The following is a 22,533-nucleotide window of genomic DNA, read 5'->3' on the forward strand; positions in this document are numbered from 1 at the left end:
CGCCGCGCCGGCGCCCGGGCCATGCCTCAGGCGCCGGTGCCGCCGACGGTGATCGCATCGATCTTCAGGGTCGGCTGGCCGACGCCGACCGGCACCGACTGACCGTCCTTCCCGCAGGTTCCCACGCCACTGTCCAGGGCCAGGTCGTTGCCGACCATGGACACCCGGCTCATCGCTTCCGGACCGTTGCCGATCAGGGTGGCGCCTTTCACCGGGGTGGTGATCCTGCCGTTCTCGATCAGGTAGGCCTCGCTGGTGGAGAACACGAACTTGCCGCTGGTGATATCGACCTGGCCACCGCCGAGGTTGGCGCAGTAGATACCCTTCTCCACCGAGGCGATGATTTCCTGCGGATCGCTCTCGCCGGCCAGCATGTAGGTGTTGGTCATGCGTGGCATCGGCAGGTGCGCGTAGGACTCGCGGCGGCCGTTACCGGTGCGCGCCACACCCATCAGGCGGGCGTTGAGCTTGTCCTGCATGTAGCCCTTGAGCACGCCGTTCTCGATCAGCACGTTGCAGTTGCTCGGCGTGCCTTCGTCATCCACGCTCAGCGAGCCGCGACGCCCGGCCAGGGTGCCGTCGTCGACGATGGTGCACAGGCTCGAGGCGACCTTTTCGCCGACCCGGCCGCTGTAGGCGGAGCTGCCCTTGCGGTTGAAGTCGCCCTCCAGGCCGTGGCCGACCGCTTCGTGGAGCAGGACCCCGGACCAACCCGCGCCCATCACCACCGGCAGGGTGCCGGCCGGCGCGGGAATCGCCTCGAGGTTGACCAGTGCCTGGCGCAGGGCCTCGCGGGCGTAGCCCATGGCACGATCCTCCTGGAGGAAATAGCGATAGTCGGTGCGACCGCCGCCGCCGTGGCCGCCGCGTTCGCGTCGGCCGTTCTGTTCGACGATCACGCTGACGTTGAAACGCACCAGCGGACGAATGTCGGCGGCCAGCGAACCGTCGCTGGCCGCTACCAGGATCTGCTCCCAGACGCCGGCCATGCTCACCGTGACCTGCTGGATGCGGGGATCGAGCGCACGGGTAGCGGCGTCGATCTGCTTCAGCAACTCGACCTTCTCGGCACGGCTGAGCACGTCCAGCGGGTTCTCGCCGGCGTACAGGCGAGCCGGCACCACGGCCTTGAACGCCTGCACGCTGCCGTTCTGTCCCGCACGGGAAATCGAACGGGCCGCCACCGCGGCCTGTTTCAACGCCTCGGCGGTGATCGCATTGCTATAGGCGAAGCCGGTCTTCTCGCCCGACTGCGCGCGTACCCCGACACCCTGGTCGAGATTGAAGCTGCCTTCCTTGACGATGCCGTCCTCGAGCATCCACGACTCGGAGACCTGACTCTGGAAATATAGGTCGGCGGCATCGATGCCCGGGCCGTTCAGTTCATGAAGAATGCCGGGCAGGCTGTCCAGTTCCAGACCACCGGGGGCCAGCAATTGCTGGCTGACGGATGACAACAACTCGCTCATATTCACTCCGTACGCGCCGGCCGCGGTTCGGCCGGCGGGAAAAATCGTCTGTGCGCCACCACCGGCATGCGCCGGCGGATATCCGCCTGTTCTGCGGCGTCGCGCACCGCCAGCAGCACCGCTTCGCCCTGCGGCCGCTCGGCCAGGACCCGGCCCCAGGGATCGACGATGGCCGAATGGCCGAACGTCTCCCGGCCCCGTGGGTGAACGCCACCCTGTCCGGCCGCCAGCAGGTAGCACTGGGTCTCGATGGCACGGGCGCGGACCAGTACCTGCCAGTGCGCCGCGCCGGTCACCGCGGTGAACGCCGACGGCGCCGTGATCAGTTCCGCGCCGGCCTCGCGCAGGGCGGTATAGAGCTCCGGAAAACGCAGGTCGTAGCAGACCGTCAGGCCGAGGCGGCCGACCGGCGTATCCGCCACCACGATCTTCTGACCGAAAGCATAGTCGTCGGATTCACGATAGCGGCCCCGCGCATCGGCTACATCCACATCGAACAGGTGCAGCTTGTCGTAGCGGGCGACCCGCTCTCCGTGCTCGTCGATCAGCAGCGAACAGGCATTCGCCTTCGCCTCGGGTTGCCCATCCGGCGGCAGCGGCAACGTTCCGGCGACTATCCACAACCTGAGGTCGCGAGCGGCGGAATTCAACCACGGCAGGATAGGCCCGTTCCCCCGCGCCTCGGCGCGCCCCAGTTCGGCCAGGTCGCGCCGGCCCATGGCGGCGAAGTTTTCCGGTAGCACGGCGAGCCGCGCCCCGCCCTCGGCGGCCTGTTCCAGCAAGCGACGGGCGGCGGCCAGGTTGGCCGTCACGTCGTCCTGGCTGACCATCTGGATCACGGCAATGGACATGGTTCCTCCTTGCGGACGAAAGCGCCGCGTCGCAGCACCGGGCGCCGCTCAGCGGGGCTTCTCGAATGGCTTGTCGAAGCTGATCTTCGGATCCTGCCAGGGGCCCTTGACGCTGTATTGCACGCTGGCGAAGCGCGAGACCCGGTCGCCGAGCAACTTGTCGACGACGAAGACCGCGCCGCCGACCGCCGGACCGCCGACTATCAGTGCCGCCAGGGTCAGGTTGTTGGTCAATGGCAAGGTCACCAGCAGCTTGGCGTCGATCCGATCGTGAGCCAGGTCCAGGGTACCGTTCAACTCCAGGTTGCTCGACGGTCCTTCCAGCTTCAGCGGCTCGCGGGTGACGTAGACGCCGTCGGTGGCGGAGAGAACCCCCTTCACCCGGTCATAGCTCAGTCCCTTGCCGAGGATGTCCGAGAAATCCAGGCGCAGCCGGCGGTTGATCGCGTTGAAATTGAGCAGGCCAAACACTCGCAGCGCCTGGGCGCTGCCTTCGACCTCGACGAACTGCCCCTTGCGCAGCGATGCATCCATGCTGCCGCTGAAGCGCTTCAGGGCCATGTAGGCCGGCGATCCCGGCCACTGGCCGTTGATATCCATGCGGAAACGTTCGCTGGTGGCACTCGGCGCGAAATTCCAGGCCTTGAGCACATCCGCCAGGTTCTTGCCCTCGATCCGGCCCTGATAGGTGCTGCGGGTATTGCCCGGACTGCCGTCCCAACGCAGGCTGCCGTTGACGTGCAGGCCACGCAGGTCGAGGTCCAGGTCGTTGAACGCCACGCCGTTGCTGCCCGGCCGTACCTTCAGGCTCCAGGCGCCCAGCGGCTGGCCGCCGAGGGCGACCTGGCCGATCTTCACGTCTACCGCCGGCAGGCTGCGCGGATCGACGGCGGCCAGCGGGTCCGAGTCCTCCACCTTGTTCTCGTCGGGAAGGGTCGACTTCGGCAGGTTCAGGCGGTCCAGATCGACCACGATCGGCGCGCCCCTGGCATCCGGCAGGACCAGGCGCCCCGATGCGAGGTCGCTGACCAGCACCAGTTGCCAGGCCCGCTCCTGGCGGGCCAGGTCGACGGTCAGGTTCTTCAGCTCCTGGCCGAAGCCCTTGAAGCTGTCGATGCGCAGGTCGGCGCCGCGCAGCAGGCCCGCAGCGCTACTGGCGGCCTGGTCGCCGTTGCCGTAGCGCTTCAGGGTGGCCTGCCAGGCGTCCCAGTCCAGTTCCGCCAGACGCCCGCGCACCCGCAGCCCCTGTGCCGAGGGCAGCAACGCCGGGTCACCGCCCAGGCGCAGGGCGCCGCGTCCGTTCAGCGGCTTGTCCGCCGGGGCCGCATAGGCCAGGCTGGCGAGGCCGTCGTAACGCGCCCAGTAACGTCGTTCGGCGCCATCCAGGGTCATCCGCCATTGGGTCGGCCGCGCCTGGGCGGCCGTCTTGCCGAACGGCGCCGGCAGGTCGACGACGGCGCCCTTGAGATCCGAATCGATCTGCAATTGGCTGTCCTTGCCATCCAGCAGCAGGTTGAGCTGGAACGGCAGGCGTCCCGAGACCGGCAACGGACGCTGGCCAGCGCCGAGCCAGTCGCTCAGCGACTTGACCGCCACCTGGCCGTTGAGCAGCAAGCGCGTGCGCGCATCGCCGCGCCCCTCGGCGACGATCCGCCCGCGTACCTCGCTGCCCAGCACCCGGGCCTGCACCGCCGGGGCGCTCAGGCCCTTGGCCAGGTCGAAACGGAAGTCGCCCTTCACTTCGCTCATATCCAGCTTCGGACTGGGCATCTTCAGGGTCGCGCCCACGGTGGAGAAATCCACGACCACCCCGGTCTTGCCGGCCTCGTCGTGGTCCAGCGGAATATCCAGCTTCAGGTGGCCCTGCAAGGGCCCATCGCCCTCCCAGCCGGCGAAGATCTTGCGGGTCGGGATCGGCGCTTCCTGGAGCAGCTTGATGCCGTCCTTCAGGTTACTGTCGACGGCCCCATCCACATACAGGTGCGGCGTCTGTCCCGGACGGCCGAGGGGAATGTCGACCTTGACGTCGCTGACCCGGGAATTCAGCAGATTCCCGCTGGAGGCCAGCACGCGGACTCCGGAATCCTCGACGAACACCTCGCCGACCGTTTTGCTCAGGACGGGCCAGCCGGGCTGGTAGGCCAGCTCGCCGTCGCGGACCTTGAAGTAGAGGTTCATGACGTGGGCTTCGGCCGCCGCGCCGCGGTTCAGCGAGCCCTGCCACTGGAAGTAGCCCTGCTCGACATGGCCACTGCGGATCGCCGTCTTCAACCAGTTCGCCAGGCTTTTGTTCATTCCCGGCAACTGGGTCGGCAGGTACTTGGCGGTGAAGCGCGCGTCGCCGTCGCTGAGGCCGACCTGCAGGTCCATGTAGTCTTCAGCGCCGGGATCGCGCATCAGGCGGATCAGCATGTCGCCGGCCAGGCGGCCCTCCTCGCCCTCGACCCGCATCAGGTGGCTGCCGAGGGTGAAGGCGCGGTCGTCCAGGCTCCAGAACATCCGCGTGCGAGCCTCGCGGTAGCGCCACGGCTCGGGAAACACCTTGGCCAGGTGCAGCATGAAATCCTGCGCCGATGCGTCGAGCTGGCCTCCAGCCAGGGTGCCGGTCAAGGTGCCGCTGACATTTTCCACTGCCGGAACCTCATGGAACGCCGAGATACCGACCTTTTCCAGGTTGGTCGCGTAGCTGACCCGCTCGGGCACCTCTCGCTGCGGCCAGAAATCGGCGTTCAGGTTGTGCAGGATGCCCTTCGGCTTCAGGCCCGCCACCCACTCCGCCGCCGCGTCCGGCAGCGGCGCCAGCGCTTCTATCGCCGGCACCAGGGGCGTCAGGTCGACGCGGTCGGCCTGCAGCTTCCAGTGTGGCTCGTTGTTCTGCTGGTCGCGACGCAACAGCAACTCCACCTCGCCCCAGCGCTGCTCGCCGAAATTCGCCGCCAGGTCGCCGACCCGAACCTTCCAGCCCTGCGCTTCGCGATCGAAGAACAGGTTCATGCCCAGGTCGTTGATTTCCACCGGCTTGCGCGCGGCATACGACGCCTTCAACTGCGGCGCCAGCAGCCGTGCCACCAGCCGTTGCGCCTTGCCGTCGCGCCAGTCGAACCAGAAGTCGCCGCCGGCCTTGGCCCGGACGATCGTCCATTCCTGGGTCAGACCGGCCGGCAACCATTGCGCCCAGTCGCTCTGCGGCAGGCTGAGATAGAACCTGGCGCTGCTGCGCGGCCAGTCCTCGCTGTCGATCCGCCCTTCGGCGTGCAGCGCCAGGGGTTGGCCATCCGGCAGTTGCAGGCGGGCATCGAGACTCTGCCCACCGACCGATGAACTGCGCAGGGTCGCGCCGACCGCGCTGAGCGACAGCGCTGCGCTTCCCCGCGGCGCCACCTCCAGTTGACTGTCCAGCAGCGAGATGCGTTGGGTCTGCAGCAGGAATTGCAGGAGTTTCCGGGGATCGCTGGGCTTGTCGCTGTGCGGCAGGCCATCCAGGCTCCACTGGCCATCCTCGCCTTCGCGCAGGGTCAGCTTGAGTCCCTCCAGCTCCAGGCTGCCGATCCGCACCTGGCGCGCCAGCAGGCTGCCGAGCAGGTCCGGCGCCAGCCGCACCCGCGCCAGGCGCAGACTCTGTTCGCCGTCGCCGACCTGAATGTCGCGCGCTACCACCAGAGGCTCGAAGCCGCGCCAGGAGCCCGTCAGTTCGGCAATCCGCACCGGTATGCCGAGTTGCTTGCCAGCTTCGTCCTCCAGCTGCTGGCGGTATTCGGCCACCAGCGGCACCAGTTGCCGGCCAAGGCTGACGTACAGCGCCAGCAGCACCAGTACCAGGGCGCACAGACCCAGGACGATCCGTAGCAGTCGCGTTCCGAGGCTTCCCACATCCGCCATTTCAGCCATACGCCTCAGAGCAGGACCACGTCATATTGCTCCTGCGAGTACATCGCCTCGACCTGGAACTTGATGGTGCGGCCGATGAACGCTTCGAGATCGGCGACGTTACCCGACTCCTCGTCGAGCAGCCGGTCCACCACCTTCTGGTTGGCCAGCACCAGGTAGGAGTCGGCCTGGTAGGCACGTGCCTCGCGGAGAATCTCGCGGAAAATCTCGTAGCAGGTGGTTTCCGCAGTCTTCAGCATGCCGCGTCCCTGGCAGCAGGGGCACGGCTCGCAGAGGATCTGCACCAGGCTTTCGCGGGTGCGCTTGCGGGTCATCTGCACCAGGCCCAACTCGGTGATGCCGATGATGTTGGTCTTCGCGTGGTCGCGCTCCAGTTGCTTCTCCAGGGTGCGCAGGACCTGCCGGCGATGCTCCTCGTCCTCCATGTCGATGAAGTCGATGATGATGATCCCGCCCAGGTTGCGCAGGCGCAGTTGGCGGGCGATCGCGGTGGCCGCCTCGAGGTTGGTCTTGAAGATGGTTTCCTCGAGGTTGCGATGGCCGACGAAGGCGCCGGTGTTCACGTCGATGGTGGTCATCGCCTCGGTCGGATCGACGATCAGGTAGCCGCCGGACTTCAGCAGTACCTTGCGCTCCAGGGCTTTCTGGATTTCGTCCTCGACGCCGTAGAGATCGAAGATCGGTCGCTCGCCCGGGTAGTGTTCGAGGCGATCGGAAATCTCCGGCATCAATTCTTCGACGAAGGAAGTGATCTTCTGGAAGTTCTCTCGCGAGTCGATGCGGATCTTCTCGATCCGCGGGTTCACCAGGTCGCGCAGGGTACGGATCGCCAGGGACAGGTCTTCGTAGATCACCGAAGGCGCGCCGACGGTCTGGATCTGCGCGGCGATCTGGTCCCATAGCCGGCGAAGGTAGCGGATGTCGGCGAGAATCTCGTCCTCGCCCGCGCCTTCCGCGGCGGTGCGCAGGATGAAGCCGCCCTGCCCCTCGATGCCTTCCGCCGCCACGCAGTCGGCCACCACCTTCTTCAGGCGCTCGCGCTCGACTTCGTCCTCGATCCGCAGGGATATCCCGACATGACTGGTGCGCGGCATGTACACCAGATAGCGCGAAGGAATCGACAGGTGGGTGGTCAGCCGTGCGCCCTTGGTGCCGATCGGATCCTTGGTCACCTGCACCACCAGCGCCTGCCCCTCATGGACCAGGGCACTGATGCTTTCCACGGCACTGCCTTCGCGATTGGATATCTCGGCGGCATGGATGAACGCCGCACGTTCCAGGCCGATGTCGACGAACGCCGCCTGCATCCCCGGCAGTACCCGTACCACCCGCCCCTTGTAGATATTGCCGACGATGCCGCGCCGCTGGGTGCGTTCGACATGCACTTCCTGCAGGACGCCGTTTTCCACCACCGCCACGCGCGACTCCATCGGCGTGATATTGATCAGGATCTCTTCGCTCATGCGTCCACTGTCCTTATTTCGGCGCGTTAGGCGTTACGGCGGGTTGCCACCCACGGGCTGCCAGCAAGGGATGCCGAATTCCCTCAACAGTTCCGCAGTTTCACACAAAGGCAGCCCGACCACCGCACTGTAACTGCCTTCGATGCGGCTGACGAATATCGCCCCGAGGCCCTGGATCGCATATCCGCCCGCCTTGTCCGCCGGCTCGCCGCTCTGCCAGTAGCGCAGCGCTTCTTCCGGGGCGATCTGGCGGAAACGCACCCGGCACTCCACTACCCGCGCCTCGACGCCGCCAGCGGCGGCCAGGGCCACGGCGGTGAGAACCTGGTGTTCGCGCCCGGACAGCGCAGCCAGCATGGCCAGCCCCTCGGCCTGGTCCACGGGCTTGCCGAGAATTCGCCCGTCGATCACCACCGAGGTATCCGCGCCCAGGACATAACCGTCCTCGCCGCGCCCTTCCAGCATAGCCAGCCCGGCGGCCGCCTTGCCGCGCGCCAGGCGCTCGACGTAGGCGGCGGGCGCTTCGTTCGGCAAGGGGGACTCGTCGATAGCGGTGGCGAGCACGGACAGCGGAACGCCGATCTGGGTCAGCAGTTCACGGCGACGGGGCGAGGCGGAGGCGAGATACAGCGACGGCATGGAGGCTCCCGGGAAACGCGTCGGGCGATGCGCCGATCACCCGTTTCGAAGAATGACGTATCCGCCGCAGCATAGCTGCGAAGCGGACCTACCTCACGTTGAGACGCAGACGGACGAACTGCAGCAGGGCGTACACCCAGGGCCAGAGCAGCGCGCTGACCAGGGCCGGAAGCAGGAAGGTCAGGGTCGGCGGGCGATTGCCGGTCAGGGCGTTGAGCCAGAGCTGGAGCAGCTGCGCCAGGCCGTAGACCACCACCAGCACCAGGCACTGCTGCCAGGCCGGGAACATGCGCAGGCGCTGGTGCAGGGACAGCACGAGGAAGGTGATCAGGCCGAGGATCAGCGCGTTCTGCCCGAGCAGGTTGCCGTAGAGCACATCCTGGGCCAGGCCGAGCAGCCAGGCGGTGACCATCCCGACGCGCTCGGGCAGCAGCAACACCCAGTAGGTCAGCAGCATCGCCAGCCACAGCGGGCGGCCGATCTCGGTGAAGGTAGGCATCGGCGCTACGGCCAGCACCAGCCCGACCAGCAGGCTCAGCCAGATCACCCAGACATTGTTCGAACCCTGGGTCGCGCGAGCCATCAGCGGCGCCCCCCGTTGGCCGCCGGAGCGGCAGGCTGCGTGGGAGCTGGCGCGGGCGCGGCGGCGGGCTGCTGCGCAGCGCCCTGGGCTGCCGGGGTGGCCGGCGACGGCGCGGCGGCCGGTTGCGCGGCAGGCTGGGGCGCCTGGGCGCCGGCGGCGGCTTTCTTGTCCGCCTCTTCCTGGGCCTCGGCGGCGTCGTTGGCGCGCTGTTCCGGGGTGCGGCTGTCGCTGAACACCAGCAGCACGTAGCGGCTACGGTTCATCTTCGCGGTCGGCACCGCGCGCACCACGGCGAACGGCTGGCCGGAATCGTGGATCACTTCCTTGACCGTGGCCACCGGATAGCCGGCGGGGAAGCGTTGCCCCAGGCCGGAGCTGACCAGTAGGTCGCCTTCCTTGATGTCGGCGGTGTCGGCGACGTAGCGCAATTCCAGGCGCTCGGGATTGCCGGTGCCGACGGCGATGGCGCGCAGGCCGTTGCGATTGACCTGCACCGGGATACTGTGGGTGGTGTCGGTGAGCAGCAGGACCCGCGCGGTATAGGGCATCACCTCGACCACCTGGCCCATCAGGCCGCTGGCATCGAGCACCGGCTGGCCGACGAAGACGCCGTCGTTCTCGCCCTTGTCGATCATGATGCGTTGGGTGAAGGGGTTCGGATCGACGCCGATCAGCTCGCTGACCAGTACCTTGTCGTCGACCAGCGCGGCGGAATTGAGCAGCTCGCGCAGGCGCACGTTCTGCTCGGTGAGCGCGGCGAGTTTCTGCACCCGGCGCTGCATCAGCAGGGACTCGGCCTTGAGGCGTTCGTTCTCGGCGATCAGCTCGCTACGGCTGCTGAACTGGTCGCGCACGCCTTCCCAGGCGCGCACCGGCATTTCCGCCAGGCCGTAGAAAGGCGTGAGCACCATCCCCAGCTTGCTACGGACGGGCTCCAGATAGTCGAACCGGGCGTCCACCACCATCAGGCTGACCGACAGCACGGCCAGCACCAACAGGCGAACGCCCAGCGACGGGCCTTTGGAGAATAGCGGTTTGATGATCCGCTCCTAGGCGACGATGCTCGCCACCTTACTCGGTGGAGAGCAGGTCCATGGAGTGGCGGTCCATCATCTCCAGCGCACGGCCACCGCCGCGAGCCACGCAGGTCAGCGGCTCCTCGGCGACGATCACCGGCAGGCCGGTTTCCTGTGCCAGCAGCTTGTCCAGGTCGCGCAGCAGCGCGCCACCGCCGGTCAACACCAGGCCGCGCTCGGCGATATCCGAGGCCAGCTCCGGCGGCGATTGCTCGAGGGCGCTCTTGACCGCCTGGACGATGGTCGCCAGGGACTCCTGCAGGGCCTCGAGGACCTCGTTGGAGTTCAGGGTGAAGCTGCGCGGTACGCCTTCGGCCAGGTTGCGGCCGCGGACGTCGACTTCGCGAACGTCGCCGCCCGGGAAGGCGGTGCCGATCTCCTGCTTGATGCGCTCGGCGGTGGATTCGCCGATCAGGCTGCCGTAGTTGCGGCGCACGTAGGTGACGATGGCTTCGTCGAAGCGGTCGCCGCCGACGCGGACGGATTCGGCGTAGACAACACCGTTGAGGGAAATCAGGGCGATCTCGGTAGTGCCGCCGCCGATGTCTACGACCATCGAGCCGCGGGCCTCCTCGACCGGCAGGCCGGCGCCGATGGCGGCAGCCATCGGCTCTTCGATCAGGAACACCTCGCGGGCGCCGGCGCCCAGGGCGGATTCGCGGATGGCCCGGCGCTCAACCTGGGTGGACTTGCACGGCACGCAGATCAGCACGCGTGGGCTGGGCTGCAGGAAGCTGTTCTCGTGGACCTTGTTGATGAAGTACTGCAGCATCTTCTCGCAGACGCTGAAATCCGCGATCACGCCGTCTTTCATCGGACGGATGGCGGCGATGTTGCCCGGGGTACGGCCGAGCATGCGCTTGGCCTCGGTGCCCACGGCGACGACGCTCTTCTGGCTGCCATGGCTGCGAATGGCGACCACGGACGGTTCGTTCAGGACGATGCCGCGCTCGCGCACATAAATAAGGGTATTGGCAGTACCCAGGTCGATCGACAGATCGCTGGAAAACATGCCACGCAATTTTTTGAACATGGGAAAGAAACCCTAGGCGAAGCGTGGGTGAAAAATACGCGGGTAAAAAAGTGCGGCAAACTCTAACAACGACGGGGATTTTGGGCAAGGCGGGCAATATGCTAAATTGCAGGCTTTTCCCGGCCCCACAAGGCCCGTCCAGGCGGAATTAGACCGCCGACCGCGGCATCCGTTCCCTGCCTTATATAACGCATGGCGCCCCGCCGCCCTTCCAAGGCCGCTTTTGCTGGAGACTCCCGATGGCGCTTGAACGCTCCGACGTGGAAAAAATCGCCCATCTCGCCCGCCTGGGCCTGAGCGAGGCCGATCTTCCGCGCACCACCGAGACCCTGAACAACATCCTCGGCCTGATCGACCAGATGCAGGCGGTCGACACCAGCGGCGTCGAACCGCTCGCCCATCCGCTGGAAGCCACCCAGCGCCTGCGCCCGGACGCGGTCACCGAGACCGATCACCGCGACGCCTACCAGACCATCGCCCCCGCCGTGGAAGAAGGTCTGTACCTGGTTCCGAAAGTCATCGAGTCATAAGGACGCGGACACATGCTGCATCAATTGACCCTCGCCGAGATCGCCCGCGCCCTCGCCGACAAGCAATTTTCCGCCGAAGAGCTGACCCGCACCCTGCTCGGTCGCATCCGGCAGCTGGATCCCCAGCTCAACAGTTTCATCAGCATCACCGACGACCTGGCCATCGCCCAGGCCAAGGCAGCCGACGAACGGCGCGCCAACGGCGAGAACGGCGCCCTGCTCGGCGCGCCGATCGCCCACAAGGACCTGTTCTGCACCCAGGGCGTACGCACCAGCTGCGGTTCGAAGATGCTCGACAACTTCGTCTCGCCCTACGACGCCACCGTGGTCGAGAAGCTCACCGCCGCCGGCGCCGTTACCCTCGGCAAGCTGAACATGGATGAATTCGCCATGGGCTCGTCGAACCAGTCCAGCCACTACGGCGCGGTGAAGAACCCCTGGAGCCTCGACCGCGTGCCGGGCGGCTCCTCCGGCGGTTCCGCCGCGGCAGTCGCCGCGCGCCTGCTGCCGGCCGCCACCGGCACCGATACCGGCGGCTCGATCCGCCAACCGGCGGCGCTGACCAACCTCACCGGGATCAAGCCAACCTACGGCCGGGTTTCCCGCTGGGGCATGATCGCCTACGCCTCCAGCCTCGACCAGGGCGGCCCGCTGGCGCGCACCGCCGAGGACTGCGCGCTGATGCTGGGGGTGATGGCCGGATTCGATCCGAAGGACTCGACCAGCGTCGAACAGCCGGTGGACGACTACCTGGCCGCCCTGCAGAAGCCGCTGAGCGGCCTGCGCATCGGCCTGCCGCGGGAATACTTCGGCGCCGGCCTCGACAGCCGCATCGCCGACGCGGTGCTGGCCGTGGTCGAGGAGCTGAAGACGCTCGGCGCCACGGTGAAGGACATTTCCCTGCCGAACATGCAGCACGCCATCCCGGCCTACTACGTGATCGCGCCGGCCGAGGCGTCCTCCAACCTGTCGCGCTTCGACGGCGTGCGCTATGGCTATCGTTGCGACGCCCCGCAGAACCTGGAAGACCTGTACAAGCGCTCGCGCGCGGAAGGCTTCGGCAGCGAAGTGAAGAACCGCATCATGGTCGGCACCTACGCACTCTCGGCCGGCTACTACGATGCCTATTACCTGCAGGCTCAGAAGATTCGCCGGCTGATCAAGAACGACTTCGTCAGCGCCTTTGCCGAAGTGGACGTGATCCTCGGCCCGACCACGCCGAACCCGGCCTGGAAGATCGGCGAGAAGAACGACGACCCGGTTTCCCAGTACCTGGAAGACATCTACACCATCACCGCCAACCTCGCCGGCCTGCCGGGGCTGTCCATGCCCGCCGGCTTCGTCGACGGCCTGCCGGTGGGTGTCCAGTTGCTCGCGCCCTACTTCCAGGAAGGCCGCCTGCTCAACGTCGCGCACCAGTACCAGCAGGTCAGCGACTGGCACACCCGCACCCCGGCCGGCTTCTAAGCCATGGCAACGCCACGCAGTCCCCTCCCCTCTCCCGGCGCGGAGAGGGCGACCCGCAGGGTCGGCAGCGGGACTGCGCAGGCACAGAAGGATTGAGGAACACCACATGCAATGGGAAACCGTGATCGGGCTGGAAATCCACGCACAGCTCGCCACCCAATCGAAGATCTTCTCCGGCAGCTCGACCGCCTTCGGCGCCGCGCCGAATACCCAAGCCAGCCTGGTCGACCTGGCCATGCCGGGCACCCTGCCGGTGCTCAACGAGGAGGCCGTACGCATGGCCTGCCTGTTCGGCCTGGCGATCGACGCACGGATCGACCGGCAGAACGTGTTCGCCCGCAAGAACTACTTCTACCCCGACCTGCCGAAGGGCTACCAGACCAGCCAGATGGACCATCCCATCGTCGGCAAGGGCCATCTCGACATCACCCTGGAAGACGGCACCAGCAAGCGCATCGGCATCACCCGCGCGCACCTGGAGGAGGACGCCGGCAAGAGCCTGCACGAAGACTTCCAGGGCATGAGCGGCATCGACCTGAACCGCGCCGGCACGCCGTTGCTGGAGATCGTTTCCGAGCCGGACATCCGCAGCGCCAAGGAAGCCGTGGCCTACGTCAAGGCGATCCACGCCCTGGTGCGCTACCTGGGCATCTGCGACGGCAACATGGCCGAGGGCTCGCTGCGCTGCGACTGCAACGTCTCGGTACGACCGAAGGGCCAGGCCGAATTCGGCACCCGCGCCGAGATCAAGAACGTCAACTCCTTCCGCTTCATCGAGAAGGCGATCAACCATGAGATCCAGCGCCAGATCGAGCTGATCGAGGACGGCGGCAAGGTGGTCCAGGAAACCCGCCTGTACGACCCGAACAAGGACGAGACCCGCTCCATGCGCGGCAAGGAAGAAGCCAACGACTACCGTTACTTCCCCTGTCCCGACCTGCTGCCGGTGGTCATCGAGCCCGAGTACCTGGCGAAGCTGCGCGAGCAACTGCCGGAACTGCCGGTGCAGAAGCGCGAACGCTTCGAGAGCCAGTACGGCCTGTCCGCCTACGATGCCAGCGTGCTGTCCGCCAGCCGCGAGATGGCCGACTACTTCGAGAAGGTCCAGGGCATCTGCGGCGACGCCAAGCTGGCGGCCAACTGGGTGATGGTCGAGCTGGGCAGCCTGCTCAACAAGGACGGCCTGGAGATCGAGCAGTCTCCGGTGTCCGCCGAGCAACTGGGCGGCATGATCCTGCGCATCAAGGACAACACCATCTCCGGCAAGCTCGCCAAGATGGTCTTCGAAGCCATGGCCAACGGCGAGGGTTCCGCCGACCAGATCATCGAGGCCAAGGGCCTGAAGCAGGTCACCGACAGTGGCGCCATCGAGAAGATGCTCGACGAGGTGCTGGCGGCCAACGCCGAGCAGGTCGAGCAGTACCGCGCCGCCGACGAGGCCAAGCGCGGCAAGATGTTCGGCTTCTTCGTCGGCCAGGCGATGAAGGCCTCGAAAGGCAAGGCCAACCCGCAGCAGGTGAACGAGTTGCTGAAGAAAAAGCTCGAAGCGTGAGTCAAAGCCAGACGCCGGGTTCGCCCGGCGTCTTCTTGTCCGCCAGGAGCCTGTTGTCCATGCCCACCCCATCCGCCGCCGCGCGCCTCGCCCTCGCCGTCCTGCCCCTGTTCCTCGCCGGCTGCTCCAGCCTCGCCGGCAGCGGTTCCGCGGATACCGGCGAAGCCTCCTACTATGGCAGCCGCCACGCAGGCCTGCGTACCGCCAGCGGCGAGCGCTACAACCCCAACGCAATGACCGCTGCCCACCGCACGTTGCCGTTCGGTACCCGCGTGCGGGTAACCAACCTCGACAACCGCCGCAGCGTGGTGGTGCGGATCAACGATCGCGGGCCGTTCCGCCGCGGACGGATCATCGATGTATCGCGCAAGGCCGCCGAAGGCCTGGGTATGATCCGCAGCGGCGTGGCGCCGGTTCGGATAGAGTCGCTGGATTGAGCCACCTTCTACCCACGACAGGAACCTTCCGATGAGCGAACAAGGCAAGACCGGCCTGGAGATCCGACGTGAAGTCATGGGCGACGCCTTCGTCGAGCGCGCCATGGGCAACGCCACCGCCTTCACCCAGCCATTGCAGGACTTCGTCAACGAGCATGCCTGGGGCTCGGTCTGGGCCCGCGAGGCGCTGCCGCGCAAGACCCGCAGCCTGATCACCCTGGCCGCCCTGACCGCCCTGAAGTGCCCGCAGGAACTCAAGGGGCACGTGCGCGGTGCGCTGAACAACGGCTGCACGGTGGAGGAAATCCGCGAGGCACTGCTGCACTGCGCGGTCTATGCCGGGGTGCCGGCGGCGATCGATGCGTTCCGTGCGGCGCAGGAAGCGATCGATACCTGGCAGGGCGAACAGCCCGCCTGAGCCCAGGAGCCATTCGCAGCGGCATGAGCGCCGCCGTCAGGCCACGGGTTGATAACACCGATGCCTGAGCGACGGCGAATAACGCCAGGGGCGTTATCCGCCCTATGGGACCGAGCGCAGGCGCCTACGGATAACTGAAGCGCTTCACCAGCGTCAGCTCGCCAGGCTTGCGCATCGGCACCAGGAAGGTTTCCTGTTTCTCGTTCGGCGTGCCCTCTTCGGTGACCAGGGTGATGCGCGCCGTGGTCAGGTCCTGGGCGGCCTGTTCGGCGCCATCCTCGCTGCTGCCGTAGCCACCGCCGAAGTAGTTGACGTAGACCAGGTAGGGCCCCTTCTGCGGCGTCGGCGTGGCGATGATTTCCGGGCCGTAGCCGGTGGTGACGTCGACATCCAGGGTCGCGCCGTTGGCCAGCGAACGATTGCCATACCAGACATGGTCGCCGTCCGGGGTCACCAGGTGCAGGTCGAGGTCGGTGTTGTCGCTGTCCCAGGACAGCAGCACGCGCAGCTTGGCCGGCACTTCCCCGCCGCCGCCACCGTGATAGAACTGGACCCGTCGCGACTGCCCGGCGGCGTTGCGCACCTCGACGCTGTTGCTGCCGGACGGGAAGGCGAACGGGCGGTCGAAGCTGCCATCGGCGTCCACCTTCAGTGGCATGCTCACACCGTTCACCACCAGCGTCGCCGGGCGGTCCTTGGGCTGGCTCTCGATCGCGCCGCGAATGCGCGCGGTGGTCGCCTGGTCGGCGGCGACGTTGACCGAGGACGCCGGGTAGTTCACCACCTGCCGGTAATTGGCGGCGGAACCGTCGCCGGCACGCCAGCCGGAGACCGGCGTATCCAGTTTCACGGGGTTGTCCGCCCAGGCGACGAGGGGAAGGCAACTGAGCAGGGCGGCAAGGGACATTCGGTTCATGGAGTCATTCCAGTAGCAGGCGCCGGGCCAGGCTTTCGATATAGTTTTCGTCCTGGCCGCTGGGATGGGCGCGGAAGGCCAGGTGCAGGTATTCGTGGGTGAGGTCCAAGCGTTCCTGTAGGGAATACAGGCCGCGGACGAAGATGCGTTCGCGCTCGCGATCGACATAGGGCCGCCCGGAAGCCAGGCGGCACACGGAAAAACTCGGAATCTCCTCGTAGCCGGGCTCTCGGTCGAGACGCTCGCGCCACTGCCGGCGCTGCTTGCGCAGCCAGTCTTCGGCAGCCGGCAACGGCTGGCAGGCGGCCACCGGGTTGTCCCAGCGGCTCAGGCTGCTGCGCGGGAAAGCCTGGGCGAGGATGCTGTCGTAGCCCAGTCCCTGCCCGGCTTGCTCCACCGCGTGCTTCCAGGACAGGCGCGCCGGACCAGGCTGGTCGGAGTGATAGTTGACGGTCGCCCCGGCCAGCACCAGGTCGGCGCTCCAGGCAGCGATCCGCCGCGTCGGCGCGCTGGCCGGGCGCGGCGCCACGCGCTGGCGCTGGCTGCTGTCATCGATGGCCAGGCATTCGCCGCGCGGCGCGGCGTTTTGCAATAGATAGGTGCGAATGGTCACCGCCAGCGCGCGAGCGGCTTCCTTCGGCTGCGCCGAGGCTTCGCGCTCCAGCACCCGCGCCACGTACTCTTCGCGCGAAACCCGCGCGACCAGGCGCGGCACGCCATCCACCCGTTGCAGGAAGAGGTCGCCGGCGCTGGCGATGTCCAGTCGATTGCCGTTGGCGAAGAGCACTTGCTGCGGACCATGCAGCAGGCCTTCGGCGGCCGGGTGGCCGGAGGGATCGCTGACCGAGCGCAGCGGATAGCGGCTGAACAGGTTCACTTCCACGCAACGGCCCGGATCGGCCGGCCACGGACTCGGCAGGAAGCGCCCGAGCACCTCGGCGTAGCGGTCCAGAATCACCTTGCTGGTTCCCGGGCCGCCGAGCCAGAGCGGCGTTCCATCGACCAGCCAGCCGGCGAAACCGCCCTGGCGCGCCTGCGGGTCATGGTCGTCGAGCCAGCTCCAGGTCTTCACCCGCAGGCGGCCGCCAAGGCTGGCCACGGCATGGCCGTCGCCGGCCTGCAACGCCACGTCGAGCAGTACCCGCCGCGCCTCGCCCTGGGCCGGTAGTCGCTGCAACTGTTCCAGAAGCTCCTTAACCGGCACCCGCGTCTGCGGTTGCAGCCGTTCCAGATCGAGCAACCAGGCCGGTGCCTGGCGCGCCTGCCAGTAGCCGCGCCAGGCCTCCGGCCGCAAGGCGAGGCGCTGCGGCTCGAAATACAGCCCGCAGGAGCGCACCAGGGCGCGGTCACGACCGATCGTCTGGCCATTCTCGCAGCAGTAGACCTCCTCGCGGCTGCGCCCCTGGCAGGTATAGGGCGGCTCGGCCTGGCCGGTGTCGCTCAGCCAGGCGAAGACGAACAGTTTCCACAGGCTGCCCAGCGGAGCCTGCAAATCGGCCGGCAACGGCCGGCGCTCGAGCACCCGCTGGCGATCCAGGCTCACCAGTTCGTAGCCCTGGGTCGTGCGCCAGGCCAGCTGGACCGGCGCCTCCGCTGCGCGAAGCAGCAACGGCACGGCGCACAGCAGGACCAGCCAGGCGCGCAACGCAATCACTCGACCTTGACCTTGGCCAGCGCCGGCTTGGCTTCCAGGGCCTGCTGTTCCGGCGCGTAGAGACGCAGGTAGCGGGCCGGTGGCAGGTTGAAGCTGCCTTTCTGGGAGAAACGCACCAGGTGACGGAAACGCTGCTCGCCACTCAGGCTGTCCACCGGCACCCCGTAGAACAACTCGCCCGGTTCGTTGCGCGCGCGCTCCAGGGTGGTCGCTTCGTCGCCGGCCAGGCCGCTGATCTTGATGCCCCAGGTGGTGCGCTCGACATCCGCGCCGGGCGGCAGCGGCAGTTCCAGCATGCCGTAGCGTAGAGCGGTGTCTTCCGGAACGTTCAGGGTCACTTCGTCGAGATACAGTTCGTCGCTGGAAAGCGGCTTGTCGCCAACCTCCTCGACCTTGAACTCGAACGCCCCCTCACCGGGCACCAGGCGCAGCAGACGACGGCTGATCTGCACCGGCAGTTGCCCGCTCGGCGCCTGGGCGCTGCGGTAGCTGAGCGCAACCGGCAACGGCCGGGCCGGCGCCTCGTCCAGGTCGACCCAGCTCGGAATGCCGCGGCCGCGCCATTGCCAGTAGGTTTCGCCGCTGGCGCCGCGCTGCGCCTGCCAGTCCTTCGGCGGCTGCGGCAGCTTGCCCTGCGGCGCCTGGGCCAGGGCGCCCTGCAGCCAGGTCAGGGCCAGGGCGCGTTCCAGGGTCGATTGCGCCGGCGCCAGGCGTTGCAGCAAAGCGCTGGCCTGCTGGCCATCCACGGCCGAGTGAGAGGCCAGCAAGGCATCGGTGAACGGCAAGCCGGCCTCACGCAGGCGCTGCGTCGCCGTCTCGGCCTGGGCGGCCAGCGGAGCGGGCACCGCGACCCGCAGTTGCCGTGCCAGGTCCACCGCCAGTACTCGCGCCGCGGCCAGGCCGACGGCCGAGTCCGGGTCGCCCAGCACCAGGCCGTCGTCGGCCTCCAGCGGCTCCGCGCGCGCCTGCCCTTCGCCGGCGTTGGCCAGATCGTTGAGCAGGCCGCCGAGCAGGGTGTTCACCGGCAACTGCATGTCGCGGGCGAAAGCCAGGATCAGCGCACGCTGCAGCAGCGGGGTCTGCGTCGCCTGCTTGGCGTAGGGCTCGAGGATGCGCTGCCAGTGTTCGGCCGGCAGTTGGATCTCCAGTGCGCGGCTGGCGTACCAGTCGGCGTAGTAGGCGTAGGCGGTGAGGAAAGCGTCGCCATCGACGTCGCCACCCCACCAGGCGAACCAGGCGTCCGGGCCGGCCATCTGCACCAGGCGCAGGCGACTGTTCTGCATGATCAGGCGCAGGCGGTCGCGAATCCGCGGCTCGCCGCCGGCCAGCGCCGGATAGGCGATGCTCAGCGGCAGCAGTTGGCTGGCGGTCTGCTCGACGCCGCCGTAGGGATACTCCAGCAGATCATCGAGATTGCCCAGGTAGGCAGCGGCCGGGCCATCGGCCAGGCGCAGGCGTACGTCGCGCGCGTCCGCCGGCAGTTGCAGCGGGTTGCTCGCCGCCGCCAGGCTGAGGTTCTGCACCTGCTCCACCTGCCAGCCGTCGGCCAGCAGGTTGAAGCGCACCGCCAGGCGGTCGCGGACCTGCCCGTCCTGGCGCAGCTCGGCGCTCCAGTCGCCATCGCTGAGCGGCTGTTGCGCCAGCGGAATGTAGTTGACTCCCTTGGCCAGCTCCAGGGTCTGGCTGCGCTGGCTGCCAGGCGGCCCGCTGAGCAGCTCGGCCTTGACCGGCTGTTCGCCCTGGTTGAAGACGAACAGGCCGAGGTCGGGCTGGTCACCCTGGCGGAAGCGAGTCGGCCCGCTCCACTTCAGGTACAGCGGCTTCTCCGAGCGAAGGAACTGCTTCTTCTGGCCGACCTGGCCGTTGTCGTCGATGGCCCGCGCGGTGATCCGCCAGCGGGTCAGCGAGTCGGGCATGCGGAAGCTGAAGCTGGCCTTGCCCTGGGCGTCGGTGACCAGCTCCGGCTGCCAGGCGGCGGTGTCGACGTCCTCGCGGCGCGGCCGCTCCAGTACCTTGACGCCGCGCTCGCTGCGGTTCGCCCGTCCGGGTGCGCTGGTGCTGCCGGGCAACGCCACGTCGTAGCTGATGAAGGCCAGGCTGGCGCTGGTGCGCACGTTGTTGCGCCGCGGATGGTAGAAGAACTGGTCGATGCCGGGGGCGATCTCCGCCTGCAGGGCATAGACCATCTCATCCACCACGCTGACGGTCAGGTGGCTGGAAACCGGTTTGCCGGCGAAGCGCGTGGCCAGGGTCACGGTCACCGTCTCGCCCGGTTCATAGCGCTCCTTGTCGGTGGCGATGTCGATCTCTACCTGGGGCATGCCGACCTTGATCCCGGCGTTCTGGAAGCTGTAGTCGCCGCCCTTGGTGTAGAGCACCGAGAAGGTCAGGTTCGGCGAGAACTCCTCGCGCACCGGGATCCACACGCGGTACTGGGTCGGATTGAGCTTTTCCAGGCGCAGCCAGTCGGCGCCCTTGGACAGCAGGGCGGTGGCCTCGACCTTGTCGCGCTCCAGGGACAACAGCGCATCCTCCACCGGCTCGGGGAAGGTGATCAGTGCGGAGGCTTCCTCGCCGGTGCGGTACTCGGGCTTGTCGAACACCACCTCGACGGTGCCCGGCACCGACTTCACGCCCTCGCCGCTCACCGAGTGGCCGGTGGCGCCAAGGAGCTGGCCCTTGTCGTCGCGCAGCTCCACGGAATAGGTACCGGGGCGCTCGAAGGTCAGCGCGAAGCGGCCGTCGGCGACCGGACCGCTATCGGTGGCGCGGTCCTCCAGGCGGATCCACTGGTAGCTGCTCGGCTTGAGCGGGGTCGGCTGTTCGCTGGCATAGCTGAACTCGACCTTCTCGCCGGCGGCGCTGAAGCGCTGCGGCGCGCTCAGGCGGTAGCGCGCGGCGCCGCGCTCGATGAGGATCTCCTTGCTGGTCTTGACCCGGTAGGCGGCGCCGTCGCTGGCGAAGATGGTCAGCATGTAGCGACTGGGTTTCTCGGCCGGCGGCAATTCGATGGCGGCGCGGCCCTTGCCGTCTGTGGTCAGTTCGGTGCTGCTCAGTTCCACCGGGAACTGGCCGAGATACTGCAGTTCGTTGTCCACCATCGACAACTGCTGGGCGCGCAGGCTCAGTTGCAGGCGCGCGTTGGCCACCGGCTTGCCGTCCGGATAGAGCAGGACGATCTCGCCCTTCACCGGCTCGGCGGTCTTGAAGTCCGGCTTGGCCAGGTCGAGGGCGACTTCGAAGTGCGGCTTGATGTATTCGGCGACGCGGAAGGCGCTGCTGTAGGTCTGCCCGCGGTAGTCGAAGCGCAACTCGTAGCCGCCGGCGACGGCGTTCTCCGGCAGTTGGAAGCGGCCATTGGCGCCGCTCTTCGCGTCGAAGCGGAGGTCCAGGCTTTGCAATACCGTGCCGCTGGCGTCGATCACGCTCAGGCGCACCGGCGCGCTGGCGGCGGCCTGGGATTGCCGGGCGTCCTTGAACTCGCGGCCGACCATCTTCAACGAGACCCAGTCGCCCGGCCGGTACAGCGGGCGGTCGGTGAAGGCGTAGATCTTGGTGTCGTAGATCTCGCTGTCGTAATAGAAGTTCTCGGAGACGAAGACCCCGCCCTCGCGGTCCTCGCCGATCACGTAGGAGCGCTCCGGACTGGCGTGCTTGAGCCGCAGCAGGCCGTCGGCGTCGGTATTGCCGCTGCTCATCACGCCCAGGCCGTCGGTCCACAGCACCTTGGTGTCGGGCACCGGGGTGCCTTCGTGCTTGCGTGCGGTCCAGACCAGCAGCTCGTCGCCGGCGACCTTGCTCACCGCCACGCTGTTGGAGACGAACACCACGGTGGTGGCGCGGTACTTGCCGACAAGCGCCTCGACCAGGTACAGGCCCGGCTTCAGCTTGCCCAGCGGGATGTAGACATTGCCCGGCACGACGTTGATGAACTCGCTGGAGGAACCGGCCAGCTTGACGTCCTGCGGCGGCTCGATGGGCTTGGCGTCCCACAGCGGATAGCGGAACTGGCTGACCAGCGGCAGGCCGGGAATCGGCGCGTATTGCGGCTGCGCGTCGTAGGGGGTCGGCGCGGTCATGGCGTTGCCCATCTTCAGCTCGGGCACCGCCTCGGTGACCTGTTGCCGCGACTCGTAGGAGAAGGCGCGCTGCATCACCCGGCGCGACTTGCGATACCAGTTGTCCCAGAGATAGGCCAGGGTGTTCGACAGGCCTTCGCCCTTGAACTGTCCCTCGGCCAGGACCCGGTGCAGGTTCTTCTGCCGCTTGAGGAACTCCAGCGGCTGTTCGATCCGGTACAGGCGCACGTCGACCCCGCCATAGGGCTCCATGCGGTAGCGCCGGTAGTCGCGGCCGGGCGCTTCGAGACGGACCCGCGCTTCCTCGTCGGTGGCGAAGCTGCTGTCGGCGAGCAGGAAGAAGGATTCGCCGGCCATCGGCGTGTAGCCGCTCGGTTCCACCGTGTCTTCCGCCTGGACGGCGGCGAACGGCAGCAGGACCAGGGCGGCGACCGCCAGGCTACGGCTGAAACGGCGCAGGTTGCTCATTGCTGTGGTC

General features: G+C 67.5%; 16 protein-coding genes. 5 read left to right on the forward strand and 11 right to left on the reverse strand.

The window, feature by feature from the left end; genetic code table 11:
* Positions 1-26 precede the first annotated feature (26 nt).
* The 8 genes from tldD to mreB all read right to left on the reverse strand — a co-directional run bounded on the left by tldD (position 27) and on the right by mreB (position 11,002).
* Positions 27-1,469 (reverse strand): metalloprotease TldD, encoded by a 1,443-nt coding sequence (gene tldD, locus HMPREF3014_RS23315; RefSeq protein WP_003098866.1) that lies wholly within the window; start codon positions 1,467-1,469, stop codon positions 27-29.
* 2 nt (positions 1,470-1,471) lie between these two features.
* Positions 1,472-2,320, reverse strand: a complete 849-nt coding sequence (locus HMPREF3014_RS23320) for a carbon-nitrogen hydrolase family protein (RefSeq protein ID WP_003112739.1) — start codon at positions 2,318-2,320, stop codon at positions 1,472-1,474.
* A gap of 48 nt (positions 2,321-2,368) precedes the next feature.
* The gene (locus HMPREF3014_RS23325; RefSeq protein ID WP_023086634.1) at positions 2,369-6,199 is read right to left on the reverse strand and encodes a YhdP family protein; all 3,831 of its coding nucleotides are present in this window, start codon (positions 6,197-6,199) and stop codon (positions 2,369-2,371) included.
* Between the two features lie 14 nt (positions 6,200-6,213).
* Positions 6,214-7,671: a ribonuclease G gene (gene rng / locus HMPREF3014_RS23330; RefSeq protein ID WP_003094386.1), complete on the reverse strand. Its 1,458-nt coding sequence runs from the start codon at positions 7,669-7,671 to the stop codon at positions 6,214-6,216.
* 33 nt (positions 7,672-7,704) lie between these two features.
* The gene (locus tag HMPREF3014_RS23335) at positions 7,705-8,310 is read right to left on the reverse strand and encodes a Maf family protein (protein WP_003162780.1); all 606 of its coding nucleotides are present in this window, start codon (positions 8,308-8,310) and stop codon (positions 7,705-7,707) included.
* An 88-nt stretch (positions 8,311-8,398) separates the two neighbouring features.
* The gene (gene mreD, locus HMPREF3014_RS23340; protein ID WP_003094389.1) at positions 8,399-8,893 is read right to left on the reverse strand and encodes a rod shape-determining protein MreD; all 495 of its coding nucleotides are present in this window, start codon (positions 8,891-8,893) and stop codon (positions 8,399-8,401) included.
* Complete coding sequence (mreC, locus tag HMPREF3014_RS23345; protein ID WP_071533941.1) at positions 8,893-9,933, reverse strand: rod shape-determining protein MreC; 1,041 nt, start codon at positions 9,931-9,933, stop codon at positions 8,893-8,895. Before mreC ends, mreD begins: the two co-directional genes overlap by 1 nt.
* 31 nt (positions 9,934-9,964) lie before the next feature.
* Positions 9,965-11,002 (reverse strand): rod shape-determining protein MreB, encoded by a 1,038-nt coding sequence (mreB, locus tag HMPREF3014_RS23350; RefSeq protein ID WP_003094393.1) that lies wholly within the window; start codon positions 11,000-11,002, stop codon positions 9,965-9,967.
* 239 nt (positions 11,003-11,241) lie between these two features.
* Between mreB and gatC the strand changes: the two genes are divergently transcribed.
* The 5 genes from gatC to HMPREF3014_RS23375 all read left to right on the forward strand — a co-directional run bounded on the left by gatC (position 11,242) and on the right by HMPREF3014_RS23375 (position 15,406).
* Positions 11,242-11,532, forward strand: coding sequence for an Asp-tRNA(Asn)/Glu-tRNA(Gln) amidotransferase subunit GatC (gene gatC / locus HMPREF3014_RS23355; RefSeq protein WP_003106543.1), 291 nt, complete (start codon positions 11,242-11,244; stop codon positions 11,530-11,532).
* Between the two features lie 12 nt (positions 11,533-11,544).
* A complete protein-coding gene (gene gatA / locus HMPREF3014_RS23360) occupies positions 11,545-12,999 on the forward strand; it encodes an Asp-tRNA(Asn)/Glu-tRNA(Gln) amidotransferase subunit GatA (RefSeq protein ID WP_003112871.1) in 1,455 nt (484 codons plus the stop codon).
* A 91-nt stretch (positions 13,000-13,090) separates the two neighbouring features.
* Positions 13,091-14,551, forward strand: a complete 1,461-nt coding sequence (gene gatB, locus HMPREF3014_RS23365; protein WP_225037685.1) for an Asp-tRNA(Asn)/Glu-tRNA(Gln) amidotransferase subunit GatB — start codon at positions 13,091-13,093, stop codon at positions 14,549-14,551.
* A 59-nt stretch (positions 14,552-14,610) separates the two neighbouring features.
* Positions 14,611-14,988, forward strand: a complete 378-nt coding sequence (locus tag HMPREF3014_RS23370; protein ID WP_003116225.1) for a septal ring lytic transglycosylase RlpA family protein — start codon at positions 14,611-14,613, stop codon at positions 14,986-14,988.
* A gap of 31 nt (positions 14,989-15,019) precedes the next feature.
* The gene (locus tag HMPREF3014_RS23375) at positions 15,020-15,406 is read left to right on the forward strand and encodes a carboxymuconolactone decarboxylase family protein (protein ID WP_003094405.1); all 387 of its coding nucleotides are present in this window, start codon (positions 15,020-15,022) and stop codon (positions 15,404-15,406) included.
* 124 nt (positions 15,407-15,530) lie between these two features.
* On the opposite strand, the gene HMPREF3014_RS23380 is transcribed toward HMPREF3014_RS23375, so the two are convergent.
* The 3 genes from HMPREF3014_RS23380 to magD are packed head-to-tail and all read right to left on the reverse strand — an operon-like array spanning position 15,531 to position 22,523.
* The gene (locus HMPREF3014_RS23380) at positions 15,531-16,322 is read right to left on the reverse strand and encodes a YfaP family protein (RefSeq protein WP_003112868.1); all 792 of its coding nucleotides are present in this window, start codon (positions 16,320-16,322) and stop codon (positions 15,531-15,533) included.
* Positions 16,323-16,326: 4 nt separating this feature from the next.
* Positions 16,327-17,976 carry a YfaQ family protein gene (locus HMPREF3014_RS23385; protein ID WP_023087801.1) on the reverse strand — a complete coding sequence of 550 codons (1,650 nt, stop codon included), beginning with the start codon at positions 17,974-17,976 and terminating at the stop codon, positions 16,327-16,329.
* On the reverse strand, positions 17,973-22,523 hold the full coding sequence (gene magD, locus HMPREF3014_RS23390; RefSeq protein ID WP_031628873.1) for an alpha-2-macroglobulin MagD: 4,551 nt from the start codon (positions 22,521-22,523) through the stop codon (positions 17,973-17,975). The genes HMPREF3014_RS23385 and magD overlap by 4 nt, the downstream gene beginning before the upstream one ends.
* Positions 22,524-22,533: the final 10 nt, after the last annotated feature.

Source organism: Pseudomonas sp. HMSC065H01, from assembly GCF_001815235.1.
Taxonomy (GTDB): domain Bacteria; phylum Pseudomonadota; class Gammaproteobacteria; order Pseudomonadales; family Pseudomonadaceae; genus Pseudomonas; species Pseudomonas aeruginosa.

Coding starts and splice junctions, on each gene's coding strand:
- tldD (WP_003098866.1), bottom strand. CDS start 1,469: ATGAGCGAGTTGTTGTCATCCGTCAGCCAGCAATTGCTGGCCCCCGGT.
- HMPREF3014_RS23320 (WP_003112739.1), bottom strand. CDS start 2,320: ATGTCCATTGCCGTGATCCAGATGGTCAGCCAGGACGACGTGACGGCC.
- HMPREF3014_RS23325 (WP_023086634.1), bottom strand. CDS start 6,199: ATGGCGGATGTGGGAAGCCTCGGAACGCGACTGCTACGGATCGTCCTG.
- rng (WP_003094386.1), bottom strand. CDS start 7,671: ATGAGCGAAGAGATCCTGATCAATATCACGCCGATGGAGTCGCGCGTG.
- HMPREF3014_RS23335 (WP_003162780.1), bottom strand. CDS start 8,310: ATGCCGTCGCTGTATCTCGCCTCCGCCTCGCCCCGTCGCCGTGAACTG.
- mreD (WP_003094389.1), bottom strand. CDS start 8,893: ATGGCTCGCGCGACCCAGGGTTCGAACAATGTCTGGGTGATCTGGCTG.
- mreB (WP_003094393.1), bottom strand. CDS start 11,002: ATGTTCAAAAAATTGCGTGGCATGTTTTCCAGCGATCTGTCGATCGAC.
- gatC (WP_003106543.1), top strand. CDS start 11,242: ATGGCGCTTGAACGCTCCGACGTGGAAAAAATCGCCCATCTCGCCCGC.
- gatA (WP_003112871.1), top strand. CDS start 11,545: ATGCTGCATCAATTGACCCTCGCCGAGATCGCCCGCGCCCTCGCCGAC.
- HMPREF3014_RS23370 (WP_003116225.1), top strand. CDS start 14,611: ATGCCCACCCCATCCGCCGCCGCGCGCCTCGCCCTCGCCGTCCTGCCC.
- HMPREF3014_RS23375 (WP_003094405.1), top strand. CDS start 15,020: ATGAGCGAACAAGGCAAGACCGGCCTGGAGATCCGACGTGAAGTCATG.
- HMPREF3014_RS23380 (WP_003112868.1), bottom strand. CDS start 16,322: ATGAACCGAATGTCCCTTGCCGCCCTGCTCAGTTGCCTTCCCCTCGTC.
- magD (WP_031628873.1), bottom strand. CDS start 22,523: ATGAGCAACCTGCGCCGTTTCAGCCGTAGCCTGGCGGTCGCCGCCCTG.